This is a genomic window from Roseovarius litorisediminis, assembly GCF_900172295.1.
Classification (GTDB): domain Bacteria; phylum Pseudomonadota; class Alphaproteobacteria; order Rhodobacterales; family Rhodobacteraceae; genus Roseovarius; species Roseovarius litorisediminis.
In genome coordinates this window covers 203,406-216,641 of record NZ_FWFL01000002.1, presented here as the reverse complement: position 1 = coordinate 216,641, position 13,236 = coordinate 203,406, and the positions used below count along the sequence as shown (strand labels likewise).

The window sequence follows — 13,236 nt, the reverse complement described above, 5'->3', positions numbered from 1 at the left end:
ACCGGATTTTCGGTGGGGTTGGCTGCGTCCCGTTCTGTTGCAGCAGCCATTTGCGCGCCCCACTCGCGATGCAAACCACGAAATCCACATGCAAAACCTGCGAAGCTTACAAAATAGGTTGCCCCACGCCCCTGTCCGGGGCATCCATTGATGTAACATGGATCTTGGCCCTTATCTTATCCTCGCCTCGCTTGAAGGCGCAGTTACCGCTGCCGTGCTTGCGCTTACCGCAGTGGGCCTCAGTCTGGTTTTTGGGGTCATGCGGGTGGTCAACATTGCCCATGGCGAGTTTTTCATGCTGGGCGCCGTCATAGCATGGTGGATCGCACATAGCATGGGCGGTCATCCTGCAATTGGTTTTGCTGTGGCCCTTGTGGTGGCACCACTGATCGTCGGGGTCATCGCCGTGCTGGCCGATATGACTATCCTAAAACGCGTGAACTATGACCCCGAGCGCACCATCGTCGCCACTATCGGGCTTTTGTACATCATCCAGCAACTTACCCTGATGACCTATGGCCCCGAGGCCCGCCCGGTTGAGGCCCCGTTCAACACCCGCCTTGCCATCCCCTGGTTCGAACATGGTGAAAACGGTTGGCAGATGATCTGGCCCTGGGGTCTTGGCACGACCTCTTATAAGCTTGCGGTGATTGGGGCGGCAGCGGGCGTGCTGCTGGGGGTCTGGATCCTGATGACACGCACCCGCGCCGGGCTGGTGATGCGCGCCACACAGGCCGACCGCGATATGGCGTTGGCCTTCGGTATCCCGGTTGAAAAGGTCTATGCGCTGGTCTTTGGGCTGGGGGCCGCGTTGGCCGCGCTTGCCGCCGTTCTGATCGTTCCGATCCAGCAGGCGCATTACCTGATGGGGGCTGATCCCCTTTTGCTTAGCTTTATCGTGGTGATCATCGGCGGGCTGGGCAGTCTGCCCGGCACCGTTTTGGCAGCGGTTCTCATTGGATTGAGTGACGGAATCATATCTGTTTTCTTCTCACCCACGCTGGCAAAAATTCTGGCGACCCTGCTGGTGGGCCTTGTTCTGGTCTTCCGCCCGCAGGGCCTGTTCGGGACACGCCATTCATGAGCGTTACGACCAAGACCATCGCCCTGCATGGCGGGTTGCTTGTGCTTCTGTTTGCCCTGCAATTTGTGTTGCCGGCCTATCACCACGGCAACCTGGCGCGGATCATGGTGCTGGCCAGCTACGCGGTGGGATATAATATCCTGTTTGGCTATACCGGCCTGCTGAGCCTTGGCCACGCCCTGTTTTTTGCTGCGGGCATGTATGGCATGTCGCTGACCATTCAGCACCTTGGGTTTTCCGCCGCTCCGGCATTGCTGGCCGGTATTGCCGCGGGCGTTGTGGTATCCATGGCATTGGCCCTGCTGGCACTACGCACTGCAGGGGTGGCTTTCATGATCGTCACGCTGATGTTCGCGCAGGCGGGATACCTGACCATCCTTTATTTCGGCGAATACACCCGCGGCGACGAAGGCTTTGTTATTCAACAGGCGCAACGGATGCTGTGGGGCATTGACCTCAGTCAGCCCACGAACCGGTATTTCGCCGCCCTCAGCCTGTTCGCCACCTGTCTGTTGGCGTCGCTCTGGTTGATCCGTCACCCCTTTGGCAAAACCCTTGTCGCCATCCGCGAGAACGAGGAACGCGTGCGTATGCTGGGCTATAATACCTTCGCCCACAAGCTGGGCGCGATGGTGATCTCCGGCACGATCTCGGCGGCGGCAGGGGCATCTTATGGCCTGCTTTTCGGCTATGCCGGGGCCAGCTTTGCCTCGGTGCAATATTCGATTTTTCCGCTTTTATGGGTGCTTCTGGGTGGCGCAGGCACTGTGCTGGGCCCGTTCATCGGCACGCTGTTCATGTTTTACCTGATCGACCTCAGCTCGGGCATAACAACCGCCTATATGCTGATCGCAGGTGTGGTTCTTGTCTTGCTGACGCTGTTCGCCCCACAGGGCCTGACAGGCGAGTTGCGCGCCCGGATCTGGAGGTGGCTGCCATGATGCTTTTGTCCACCCGCGGGTTAAGCAAACATTTTGATGGGCTTCAGGCGGTTCAGGATGTCGATTTTGACCTGCCCATCGGTCAGGTGCGGGCGCTGATTGGCCCGAACGGGGCTGGCAAAACAACGCTGGTCGGTATGATCTGCGGTCGCATCGAACCTTCAGAGGGCAGGGTATTTTTTGACGAGGTCGATATCACCGCGCTGCCTGCGCATAAGCGCATCATGCTGGGCATGGCCTATACGTTTCAGATCACCTCGGTTTTTTCGCGCCTGCCGGCGGCCGAAAACGTAGCGCTTGCCGCCCGCCGCCGCTTGCACGGCGACAAGGTTGATACCGCTGTGAAAGAGGCACTTGACCAGGTTGGTCTGCTGGAGCGGATGGATCAGGAAGCGGGCGACCTGAGTTATGGCCACCAGCGGCTGCTGGAAATTGCCATGGGGCTGGTGCAAAAGCCTCGGTTGCTGATCCTTGATGAACCCACTCAAGGGCTTGCCGACAGCGAAATCACAGATTTCAAAAACCTGATCCGCGAACTGGCAGGTGATACCACCATCCTTCTGATCGAGCATAACATGAACGTCGTCATGGAAACTGCCGATCAGGTGACAGTGCTGAATTTCGGCGAAGTTCTGGCTGAAGGTACGCCGGATGAAATTCACGCCAACGCAGCCGTTCAGGCCGCCTATCTGGGGACGGGCTGATGCTGGAGTTGCAGGCAATCAATACCGGATATGGCCGTGCCCAGGTGTTGCGCGACCTGTCGCTGACGGTGAACAGTGGCGAAATCCTGTGCCTTTTGGGCCGCAACGGCGCGGGCAAGACCACCACGATGCAGGCCATCATGGGGCTGTTGCCGCTGATGTCGGGTTCCATAATGCTGGACGGCCAGAACGTCAGCAAACTGCCCCCGCACGAGGTGCCCCGCGCCGGTATCGGCTATATCCCGCAGGGGCGACGTCTGTTTGCCGGACTGACTGTTGCGCAAAACCTTGAAATCGGATTGCGGGCGCGCAAAAGCGGCCCCGATACGCTGGATGAAGTTCTGACCCTGTTTCCGCGCCTGCGAGAGCGGTATCGCCAGCGCGCGCAAACCCTGTCGGGCGGCGAGCAACAGATGCTGGCGACCGCCCGCGCGCTGTGTCTGCGGCCCAAGGCGCTGTTGCTGGACGAACCCACCGAGGGGCTGCAACCGTCGATGATCGAAGCGATCCGCCAGGTGATCGTGAAGATGCGCGACGCAGGCGTGGCGATATTGCTGGTCGAGCAACGCGTCGATGCGGTGCTTTCCGTGGCAGACCGGGTGGCCTTTATCGAAAACGGTCAGGGCGGTGAGGTTCTGCCTGCACAGGCCTTGCGCGACGATCACAGTATCGTCGAGCGCTATATCGGCGTGTGAATCGCTTGCCGCGCCAGTTGGGGGTTTTACCCCCAAACCCCCAGAGTATTTCCACCAAGAAGAAGCCCGCATTGCCCATTGAACCTCAAAGAGGCGTGTTGACAGCTGCAACCGCACTAACGCACCATCCCGTTGCAGAGTTCTTTGCCGGATAGACCCGGCGCAGGAGGGTCCCTTTGGCTGTCTATTACCGGCCTCACACGCTTGACGATGCGCTTGGGTTTCTGGCTGAAACCCCGGCCACTGTTACGGCGGGATGCACCGATCTTTTTCCGGCAACCCGGCGGCGCGCGCTGGAAGGCCCGATTCTGGACATTACCGGCATCAGTGCGCTGCGTGGGATCACTAAAGCGCCGGATCATATCAGGATAGGCGCCAATACCCGCTGGAGCGACATTATCCGTGCCGATCTGCAACCTGCCTTTGACATGCTGAAACAGGCTGCGGTCGAAGTCGGGTCGGTCCAGATTCAGAATGCCGGTACCCTTGCGGGTAATATCTGTAACGCATCGCCAGCTGCAGACGGGGTGCCCTGCCTGTTGGCTTTGAACGCCATTGTTGAAATTGCCTCAGCCAAAGGGGCGCGGACCCTACCTTTGACTGATTTCATCACCGGGGTGCGCCAAACCGCATTGGCGCCAGATGAGATAGTGACCGCCCTGCTCGTCCCAACGCCCGATGGGCAATCGCGTTTCCTGAAGCTTGGTGCACGCAAATACCTTGTGATTTCAATTGCCATGGTCGCCGCCCGGCTGGTCACTGACAGCGGCCACGTGACCAGCGCCGCCGTTGCTGTCGGCGCCTGTAGTGCGGTTGCCACGCGACTGCCCACGCTGGAAAAGGCACTGACCGGCAGGCGTATCGACGCCAGCCTGACAACATGTGCCACCGGTGCGCTGATCGCGGAAGATCTGAGCCCTATCGACGACATCCGTGCCGACGCTGCCTATCGCACCCATGCTGCCACCCAGCTGATCCGCCGGGCGCTGAATGATCTGGCTGACCAGACGACCGGTGCTGCCGCATGAACCGGCCTGTGGAGATCCTTGGCTTTTCGGTCAATGGCAAACCCAAGACCCTGCCGGTTAATCCCTCACGGCGCCTGTCCGAAGTGTTGCGCGAAGACCTTAACCTGCGTGGTACCAAAGTGGGGTGCGATGCAGGCGATTGCGGCGCCTGCACCGTTCTGGTCGACGGCGTGCCGGTCTGCGCATGCCTGACCCCGGCAGCACAGGTTGCCGGGTGTGACGTATCCACGGTTGAGGGCCTGGGCAACACCGCCCTGCAGCAATCTTTCCTGCGCCATGGCGCGGCGCAATGCGGCATCTGCATCCCCGGGATGCTGATGGCCGCCACCGCCTTGCTGGCGGAAAACCCCAAACCAACACGCCTGGAAGCTGAAGAAGCGCTTGGCGGGGTTCTGTGTCGCTGTACCGGCTATGCCAAGATCATCGACGCCGTGCTGGACACCCAACCCGGTGCCACCCCCGCCGCCCCCTTGCCGGGACAAGCGGTGGGCAGCCGGCTGGAACGCCTTGACGGCGTGCCCAAAGTTATGGGAACGGAAGTTTTTGGCGCCGATTACGCACCTGAAAAAACCCTGTTGGTCCGGGCCTTGCGCGCCCCAGACGCACCGATGACCTTTACCTTTGGTGATATCGTCGCTTGGTGCGAACAACAGGCCGGGGCGGTGCAGGTCTTTACAGCTGCCGACATTCCCGGCGAAAACCGTTTCGGCACCATCCCCGCCTTTGCCGATCAGCCCGCGCTGGCCGACAGCCACACCCGCCTGCGCGGCGAAGCGGTGGCCTTGGTTGCCGGTGACCCGACCGTAGTGGAAATGCTGAACCTTGAAAGTTTTCCAGTTACCTGGGTGAAAACAGATGACACAACAGTTCACGCAAACCGCCCCGATAATATCCTGATAACCGGCAGGGTTTGCCGGGGTGACGCGGAAGCGGCCCTTGCCAGGGCCAGCCATGTGGCCGAGACCCATATCGAAACTCCCTATATCGAACACGCCTATATCGAACCCGAGGCCGGTGTCGCCTGGATGGAAGGTGACACGCTGGTCATTCAGGCCTGCACCCAGGCCCCGATCATGGATCGGGATGAAACCGCGAAAATTCTTGGTCTGCCTACCGAACGCCTGCGCATCATCCCGGCGGCCACAGGAGGTGGGTTTGGGTCGAAACTGGACGTATCGCTGCAACCGCTGATCGGGCTTGTCGCATTGAAAACAGGCCGTCCGGCGCGGATGATCTATAACCGGGCAGAATCCATGGCCTCGACCACCAAGCGCCATCCGGCAAAGATGACTGGCCGTATTGGCACCGATGCAAGTGGTTATGTGACCGGCATGGTCTTTGACGGTGATTTCAACACCGGCGCCTATGCCAGCTGGGGCCCCACCGTGGCGGGCCGCGTTCCGGTTCATGCTTCGGGACCGTATTTCATGCCGCATTACCATGCCGAGGCGCGGGCGATTCACAGCTTTCAGCCCTCATCGGGCGCCTTTCGGGGCTTTGGCGTACCACAGGCGGCAATCGTGCAGGAAACGCTGTTCGATGATCTGGCTGAAAAGACGGGAATCGACCGGCTGGAATTTCGCCGGATCAACGCCCTGCGGGATGGCCAAAGCACGGTTTGCGGGCAGCAACTTGGCGGGATTGGCATTTCTGCCTGCCTTGAAGCGCTGCACAGCCCCTGGCACAAGGCGCTAAAGCGCGTGGCTGAAAAGAACATCAGCGGCGGGCCGATCCGCCATGGTGCCGGGCTGGCGTCCTGCTGGTATGGTTGCGGAAATACCGGCCTGCCAAACCCCTCGACCATTCGTGTTGGCATCACAACAGAGGGCCAGCTTTGCCTGCATCAGGGCGCGACCGATATCGGACAAGGCGCCAATACGGTTATCACCCAGATCTGCGCCGACGCGGTTGGCTTGCCAGTCGACCAGTTCACCCTGATCAGCCCTGACACGGCACTGACACCCGATTGCGGAAAAACCTCGGCCTCGCGCCAGACCTTTGTGACGGGTAAAGCCGCCCTGCGGGCAGGGCAGGCGCTGCGCGCCAAAATCCTTGGCCTGAGCAACATGGGGCCGGATGCGCACGTCAGCCTTGGAAACGGTGTCCTGACTGTTACCGATGGCAAAGGCGCGCGCCACATCGACCTGTCAGATATAGCACCCGACCCAAACGGATATGCCATCGCCGCAGAAGAAACCTATGACCCGCCAACCAGTCCGCTGGATGAAAATGGTCAGGGCGCGCCCTATGCCGTTTATGGCTATGGTGCGCAGATCGCCGAGGTGGCAGTGGATACCGAACTTGGCACCGTCAGGGTCACCCGGATCACCGCAGCCCACGACCTTGGGCATGTCATCAACCCGCTGCTGGCCGAAGGTCAGGTTGAGGGCGGCATTGCCCAGGGCCTGGGCATGGCGCTGATGGAAGACTATATTCCCGGCCGCACCGAAAACTTGCATGACTATCTGATCCCGACGACGGGTGACATGCCAGAGATCAAGACACTCTTTATCGAGGTGCCCGACCCTGAGGGGCCAATGGGCGCCAAGGGGCTTGGGGAACATGTGCTGATCCCCACGGCCCCGGCAATCCTGAATGCCATCCGTCACGCCTGTGGCGCACGCATCACCCGGTTGCCTGCCCTTCCGCATCGCGTTCTGGCCGCCATCCGTGAGGCCACTAAATGACTGATCGCAAGCGCGAAGAAAAAATCCGCTGCGATGCCTGCCCGGTGATGTGCTATATCGCCGACGGCAAGATTGGCGCCTGTGACCGCTATGCCAACGAGGGCGGCAAGATCGTCCGCTGTGACCCGATCACCATCCTTGACCGCCGCCTTGAGGCCGGCGGTGAAGTGCGCCCGTTTCTGGTATCCGACTGGGACGGCGAGGTGCTGAACTCGGGTGACCTGTTCGTCAGCGGTATTGGCGCAGGGACCACTTACCCCGATTACAAGCCCGCGCCTTTCATCGTCAGCCGCGAGGTTGAGGGCGCAGATTTCATCACCGTGGTAACCGAGGCAATCTATTCCTACTGCGGCGTCAAGGTGAAGATCGACACTGACCGGCATCTGGGACACGAGGCCGCCACTGTCCGCGCGGCTGGCGAGGTGATCGGCCATGTCACCACGTCGGAATATGGCTCACAGATGCTGTCGCTTGGCGGGGTTGATCACCTGACTGGCGGCTCCAAGTCCGAAGGCCGGGTAACCTGCGACGCCCTTTTGCGCCTGTGCAACTGCGAAGCGGTCGAGCTGACAATTGACGGTGGCGCCACCGTCGTCGTGCAGGCAGGTCAGCCGCCTATCGTGGACGGCCACCGGGAAGAACGCATGCGCGTCGGCTGTGGCTCGGCCACGATAGGCATGTTCGCCAGCCAATGGCACGGTCTGGTGGATGAGGTTGTGGTGGTCGATGACCATATCACCGGCGTCGTCAGCGAACATCAGGCCGGCAAGGTGTTGGGATGGCCCGATACCGGCATCCGTATCAAGGGCCGCCGTTCAACCCCAGGCCGCTATTTTCAGGTCGCCAAGCCGGGCCTGGGTTGGGGCGGCACCGATATCACCGACCCATTGACCATCCTCAATCCCTGGCTTGATAAAAAGGGCGCGCGGCCCGGTCTGACTCTGCTCATGGTCTCCACCACCGGCGAGCAGTTCGGGTATTACATCCTCGACGATAATCTCGAACCCCAACCTGCGCCTTTGCCCGACACACTGCGGGCTTCGGTCGATCTGATCGCGGAAAACTGCGAACCCGCACTTTGCACGGTGATGTTTGCCGCCGGGGCTGGCGGCTCTCTTCGCTCGGGCGTCACGCAGAACCCAGTTAAGCTTACCCGCTCGGTGCAGGCGCTGAAAACCCGTGTCACTTGCGGCGGAGCCCCCGCGTTTGTCTGGCCCGGCGGCGGCATCACCCTGATGGTTGATGTCACGCAAATGCCTCCCGGCTCTTTTGGCTATGTGCCCACACCCGCCCTTGTCGCCCCGCTGGAGTTCACGCTGAAACGCGAGGATTACCGCACCCTTGGTGGCCATGACGCCGCTGTGCGCAGCATCTCGGACATCCTCGCCCATGGTGGCGAATACGGCAGTGAATTCCGTACCGTCGGCCCTAAAAAGGACGGGACGTGATGCAGCGCGCCCAAGCCACATGGCTGCCCGACGGCAAGCGTCTGCACCTGCACCACGGGCCCATCGACATGATCGTCGGCGTCACCGGCCCGGAGCGCGATGCCGCCCTTGGCCGCGCTGTCGCCCGTTTTGACACCCTTCTGGAAGAGCTTGCCGCTGAGCTTCCGCTTCTGCGCCAGCCTACTGGCCGCCGACCCACCAGCGATACCGCCCGCCGAATGCACCATGCAACCCAGCCATTTGTGCCGCAATTCATCACGCCCATGGCCGCCGTCGCGGGCGCCGGGGCCGATACCATTCTTGCCGCTATCTGCAACGGGTCGGGCATCACCAAGGCCTATGTCAACAACGGCGGCGATGTGGCGTTTTACCTGAGCGAAGATCAGCATATGCAGGCCGCTATTACCTGCGATCCGCCGGGCCATATCCGCATCCGGTACGCCGATCCGGTGCGCGGCATCGCGACCTCGGGCTGGCGCGGGCGCAGCCATTCTTTTGGGATTGCAGACAGCGTGACGGTTCTGGCTGCCACCGCAGCGCAGGCCGATGCCGCCGCCACCATGATTGCCAACGCCGTCAACCTGCCAGATCATCCCGCCATTCATCGGACGCCTGCCAAGGCCCTCGCCCCTGACAGCGATCTTGGCGCGCGTATTGTCACCACGCATGTCGGCCCGCTTGGCCCCGAAGACATCAATACTGCGCTTTCAAACGGCGCTACATTTGCCGCCAGATGCCAATCTCGGGGCTTGATTACCGGTGCGGCGATGGTGCTTTGCGGCCAGATCCGTCTGGTCGGCTCCCTTCCTCTTGTCCAACAGAAAGAATCCCTGGATGCCTGAATTTACCCTGCGAAAGACCGCCATTTTCATCGAAGACATCCATCACGATGGCGGCCCCGCTCCTGCTAAACCCCGGCGCCGCGCAGCCATTGCTGCGCTGGTAAAAAATCCGTTTGCGGGGGGGTATTCCGATGACCTGCAATCGGCGATGGACGATCTCAACCCCCTGGGCCTGATGATGACCGACCGGCTGATAGAAGCCATGGGCGGCATCGATGGTATCGACGGCTATGGCAAGGCCGCCATGGCTGGAGAGGCAGGCGAACTGGAGCATACCGCGCTTTGGCACGTGCCAGGCGGCTATGCCATGCGGGCCCGTTTGGGTGAGGCCAAGGCGATTGTGCCATCGTCGATGAAACAGGGCGGCCCCGGCACCCGCATCGACGTACCGCTTGGCCACATCAACGCCGCTTATGTGCGCAGCCATTTCGACGGCATGGAGGTAGGGCTGCCGGATGGTCCCCGCGCTGATGAATTGCTTTTCGTACTGGCCATGAGCCGCGGCGGTCGCGTCCATGACCGAATGGGTGGGCTTGCAGTGTCCGAGGTCAAAGGCGAAGACGGGCTGCGCTAGCGTACATGGATCAGTTCAAAGAGGGTGGCCAAGAACAAACAGGCTGGCAAGCAAGAAAGGCACGTCTAAAGAGAAACGCAAACCAAGGGATGACCTTGCTGCAAGAACCGTCTATAGCCGCGCTAAGCCACTTTGAACGGATGCCTTTCCCTAGATGACGCAAAAAAAAACCGAGATACGCATACCGCTTTTTTCAGCCCAGGATCGTGACAATCTACGCTGGCTCTGGTCGAAATATCTGAAAAAGAAAGCACCCTGGTTGCTGGTCGTCATGCTGATGGTTCTGGTACAGGGGTTGGTTTACCAGCAATTTCTGTCGCTCACTGAAAGCGGGCTGCGCGTGATCTTTGACGCCGGTGCAATCAACGACCTTATCCAGGTCTGCGCCGTTGTCTTCTTTCTTTTCGCGGTACGCGGACTGATGGCATATCTCGTCCCGCGCATCACCATACGGATCAGCAATCAGGCAGTTTTCGAAATGCGCCGTGATCTGGTCAGCCACATGATGTCGCTTGATCTTGCCTATTTTGAGCGCACCAAGTCGGGCGAGATCATGCAGCGGCTTGTCGGGCAAACCCAAAGCCTGGGGGCTTTCGTAGGCCAGTCAACCGCCAACGCGGTGCGTGATGCGGTTACCGTGGTGATCGTCTCGGGCTACCTGATCTACAAAAACCCAATTCTGTTCACCACCGCTGTAGTGGTTCTTCCTTTTATCATATGGGTCATGAACTATGTCGCCTGGCGCGTAAAAAAGGGCCAGATCGAGGCTGAAAAAGCTATCGGCAACTACATGAACGGGATCGAAGAAACAGTGAACGGCATGCGCACCGTCAAGATTTCAAACCAGGAACCTATGGAAGAAAGCCGGCTTCTGGAGGGCACCCGCTCAATCCGCGATTTGCAGATGAGGGTACAAACCACACAGGCGCTGGTCATGCCGACCATCGATCTTTCATCGGCTTTTGTCTATGTTCTGGTGATTGGCGGTGGCGGCTACATGGTGCTGAATCCAAACTTTGACGTGGATGGCGCCGCAATCATCACTTTCCTTCTGGGCATGGTGATGGTCTTTGACCCTGCCCGCCTGCTGGCACAGTATTTTGGCGCCTTGAACGGCCAGATGGTTTTACTTGACCGTATTCGCAGCCTTTACCAGGAAACACCGACGATCGCCGATGCACCTGCTGCAGTGACCGATTTCGACACGTCGGGCGATATCGTCCTGTCGGGTGTGACATTTGCCTATAGTCCTGAACAACCACTTTTCGACGGGTTGGATATGACATTCAAAGGTGGACAGGTGTCAGCCATCGTTGGCGCAACCGGTTCCGGCAAAACCACCATCCTGTCACTTCTGTCGCGGCTTTACGACGTGAAGGGCGGGCACATAACAATTGGCGGGACCCCGATCGACAAACTGAAGGTCAATAAACTGCGCAGTTCTTTTTCAGTGGTGGCGCAGGACATCGTGATCTTCAACAATTCGATCTGGGAAAACATCCGTTACGTGAACCCGGACGCCACCGAAGCCGAGGTCTGGCAAGCCGCTGAAAACGCCGAAATTGCCGATTTCATCCGGCAACGTGGTGATGCACCCGTTGGGCCAAAGGGCGCGCAGTTGTCGGGCGGTCAAAAGCAGCGTATCGCCATCGCCCGCGCCTTTCTGCGCGATGCGCCGATCCTTTTGCTGGACGAGGCCACATCGGCCCTGGATCAGGCCACCGAGGCACGCATCAAATCCGCCCTTGACCGCCTGACAAAAGGTAAGACGACCATCATTGTGGCCCACCGCCTGTCATCTGTTTCCGATTCAGACAGCATTTTTGTTCTTGAATCCGGCAAACTGGTCGAGCAAGGCAAACATGACAGATTGTTAAAAGAAAACGGTCTTTACGCCCAGCTCTACAAGGCACAAAAGAAGGGCTATGACGAGCGTTAAAGAGTTTTGAGATAAAGCATTTCAAAAGGTATTACGGTCTAGCTGAAGCTCGTTAAGGGGATAAAGCGTACCGGATCACCTTGCCGGATCTCTGCGGCTGCGTCAGGCAGTTCCACCAGGCCTTCGGCCCAGCTCAGCCCGCTGATCCGACCCGATCCTTCCGATTTGAACACTTCGGCTTGCCCATCGCGTATTCGGGCGCGCAGGTATTCCCGGCGGCCGGGTTTTTTGGATTTCGAAAACGCCGCGGGCACGTCAAAGGATTGCGGTGCGGACCACCCGGCACCGGCCAGCACCGCCATCGCGGGTCGCGCAAATATCAGGGTGCAGACCATCGCCGCCACCGGGTTGCCAGGCAGGCCAAAAACCGGCGTGCCCTGCCACATGCCAAGGGCCAGCGGCCGCCCCGGTTTAACCGCGATTCGCCATTCCGTCATGGCGCCCGCCTCGGTCAGCAGGGCCGAAACGTGGTCTTCGTCCCCCGACGAGGCCCCGCCAGACGTCAGGACGACATCGGCGCGGTCTGCCGCATCATCCAGCGCCTTGCGCAAAGCTTTGCGATTATCCGGCACCTTACCAAGATCAATTGTTTCAAAGCCGAATCCCTGCACCAACCCTGACAGCATCGGACGGTTGGCATCATAAATTTGCCCCGGGCCAGCAGGCTCTCCGGCGTCGACCAGCTCATCACCGGTCGAGACTACAGCCACCTTCAGACGCTGGAATACCTCTACTTGCGACAGGCCCACCGCCGCGATCAGGGCAAGGTCTGCGGCGGTAAGGGTGCGTCCGGCCTTTAGCACGGTGTCACCAGCGGCCACATCCTCGCCCGCTTTACGGGTATTGGCCCCGGCTTTCAGACCGGCGCGAAACGCAATCTCGCCATCCCCAACCGTCACGTCCTCTTGCAGGATAACCGTATCAACCCCGTCAGGCAGGGCCGCACCGGTCAGCATACGAACTGCATACCCCGGCGGCACCTGACGCGGAAACGGCGCACCTGCGGCGGCACGCCCCTCCACCAAAGGCAATACCTGATCGCCATCTCCCAACGAGGCGTAGGCAAAGCCATAGCCATCCACCGCCGTATTGGCCTGCGGCGGGTTGGATCGTGCGGCCACCAGCGGCGTGGCCAACACCCGGCCCAATGCGCCGGACAGCGGCGATTTTTCCTGCCCGACCACAGGCCGCAATTTTTCGCGCAACAGTGCCAGCGCGTCATCCACCGGGGTCCAGTCGATACCGGCGGGCAGCGCAAAACAATCGTCGCGCAGGGGGGGTGGCTTCAAGCCGG

The 13,236-nt window shown here is 60.2% G+C and carries 11 protein-coding genes; 10 read left to right on the top strand and 1 reads right to left on the bottom strand.

Annotated elements, in window-relative coordinates; genetic code table 11:
• The first annotated feature begins 157 nt into the window (after positions 1–157).
• The 10 genes from PEL8287_RS04395 to PEL8287_RS04350 all read left to right on the top strand — a co-directional run bounded on the left by PEL8287_RS04395 (position 158) and on the right by PEL8287_RS04350 (position 11,942).
• Positions 158–1,084, top strand: coding sequence for a branched-chain amino acid ABC transporter permease (locus PEL8287_RS04395; RefSeq protein ID WP_085891148.1), 927 nt, complete (start codon positions 158–160; stop codon positions 1,082–1,084).
• Complete coding sequence (locus PEL8287_RS04390; protein WP_085891147.1) at positions 1,081–2,025, top strand: branched-chain amino acid ABC transporter permease; 945 nt, start codon at positions 1,081–1,083, stop codon at positions 2,023–2,025. The genes PEL8287_RS04395 and PEL8287_RS04390 overlap by 4 nt, the downstream gene beginning before the upstream one ends.
• Positions 2,022–2,729 carry an ABC transporter ATP-binding protein gene (locus PEL8287_RS04385; protein ID WP_217807665.1) on the top strand — a complete coding sequence of 236 codons (708 nt, stop codon included), beginning with the start codon at positions 2,022–2,024 and terminating at the stop codon, positions 2,727–2,729. The genes PEL8287_RS04390 and PEL8287_RS04385 overlap by 4 nt, the downstream gene beginning before the upstream one ends.
• Positions 2,729–3,424, top strand: coding sequence for an ABC transporter ATP-binding protein (locus PEL8287_RS04380; protein WP_085891146.1), 696 nt, complete (start codon positions 2,729–2,731; stop codon positions 3,422–3,424). Before PEL8287_RS04385 ends, PEL8287_RS04380 begins: the two co-directional genes overlap by 1 nt.
• Positions 3,425–3,600: 176 nt before the next feature.
• Positions 3,601–4,452 carry an FAD binding domain-containing protein gene (locus tag PEL8287_RS04375; protein ID WP_085891145.1) on the top strand — a complete coding sequence of 284 codons (852 nt, stop codon included), beginning with the start codon at positions 3,601–3,603 and terminating at the stop codon, positions 4,450–4,452.
• Entirely contained in the window at positions 4,449–7,139 is a 2,691-nt protein-coding gene (locus tag PEL8287_RS04370) for a molybdopterin-dependent oxidoreductase (protein WP_085891144.1), read from the top strand. Before PEL8287_RS04375 ends, PEL8287_RS04370 begins: the two co-directional genes overlap by 4 nt.
• The gene (locus PEL8287_RS04365) at positions 7,136–8,587 is read left to right on the top strand and encodes a 6-hydroxynicotinate reductase (protein WP_085891143.1); all 1,452 of its coding nucleotides are present in this window, start codon (positions 7,136–7,138) and stop codon (positions 8,585–8,587) included. Before PEL8287_RS04370 ends, PEL8287_RS04365 begins: the two co-directional genes overlap by 4 nt.
• On the top strand, positions 8,587–9,429 hold the full coding sequence (locus PEL8287_RS04360) for a UPF0280 family protein (RefSeq protein ID WP_085891142.1): 843 nt from the start codon (positions 8,587–8,589) through the stop codon (positions 9,427–9,429). Before PEL8287_RS04365 ends, PEL8287_RS04360 begins: the two co-directional genes overlap by 1 nt.
• On the top strand, positions 9,422–10,003 hold the full coding sequence (locus PEL8287_RS04355) for an amino acid synthesis family protein (RefSeq protein ID WP_085891141.1): 582 nt from the start codon (positions 9,422–9,424) through the stop codon (positions 10,001–10,003). Before PEL8287_RS04360 ends, PEL8287_RS04355 begins: the two co-directional genes overlap by 8 nt.
• A gap of 154 nt (positions 10,004–10,157) precedes the next feature.
• Positions 10,158–11,942, top strand: coding sequence for an ABC transporter ATP-binding protein (locus PEL8287_RS04350; protein ID WP_085891140.1), 1,785 nt, complete (start codon positions 10,158–10,160; stop codon positions 11,940–11,942).
• A 38-nt stretch (positions 11,943–11,980) separates the two neighbouring features.
• On the opposite strand, the gene PEL8287_RS04345 is transcribed toward PEL8287_RS04350, so the two are convergent.
• On the bottom strand, positions 11,981–13,231 hold the full coding sequence (locus PEL8287_RS04345; protein WP_235862184.1) for a molybdenum cofactor synthesis domain-containing protein: 1,251 nt from the start codon (positions 13,229–13,231) through the stop codon (positions 11,981–11,983).
• Positions 13,232–13,236 lie beyond the last annotated feature (5 nt).

Coding starts and splice junctions, on each gene's coding strand:
- PEL8287_RS04360 (WP_085891142.1), top strand. CDS start 8,587: ATGCAGCGCGCCCAAGCCACATGGCTGCCCGACGGCAAGCGTCTGCAC.
- PEL8287_RS04395 (WP_085891148.1), top strand. CDS start 158: ATGGATCTTGGCCCTTATCTTATCCTCGCCTCGCTTGAAGGCGCAGTT.
- PEL8287_RS04380 (WP_085891146.1), top strand. CDS start 2,729: ATGCTGGAGTTGCAGGCAATCAATACCGGATATGGCCGTGCCCAGGTG.
- PEL8287_RS04370 (WP_085891144.1), top strand. CDS start 4,449: ATGAACCGGCCTGTGGAGATCCTTGGCTTTTCGGTCAATGGCAAACCC.
- PEL8287_RS04355 (WP_085891141.1), top strand. CDS start 9,422: ATGCCTGAATTTACCCTGCGAAAGACCGCCATTTTCATCGAAGACATC.
- PEL8287_RS04390 (WP_085891147.1), top strand. CDS start 1,081: ATGAGCGTTACGACCAAGACCATCGCCCTGCATGGCGGGTTGCTTGTG.
- PEL8287_RS04350 (WP_085891140.1), top strand. CDS start 10,158: ATGACGCAAAAAAAAACCGAGATACGCATACCGCTTTTTTCAGCCCAG.
- PEL8287_RS04385 (WP_217807665.1), top strand. CDS start 2,022: ATGATGCTTTTGTCCACCCGCGGGTTAAGCAAACATTTTGATGGGCTT.
- PEL8287_RS04365 (WP_085891143.1), top strand. CDS start 7,136: ATGACTGATCGCAAGCGCGAAGAAAAAATCCGCTGCGATGCCTGCCCG.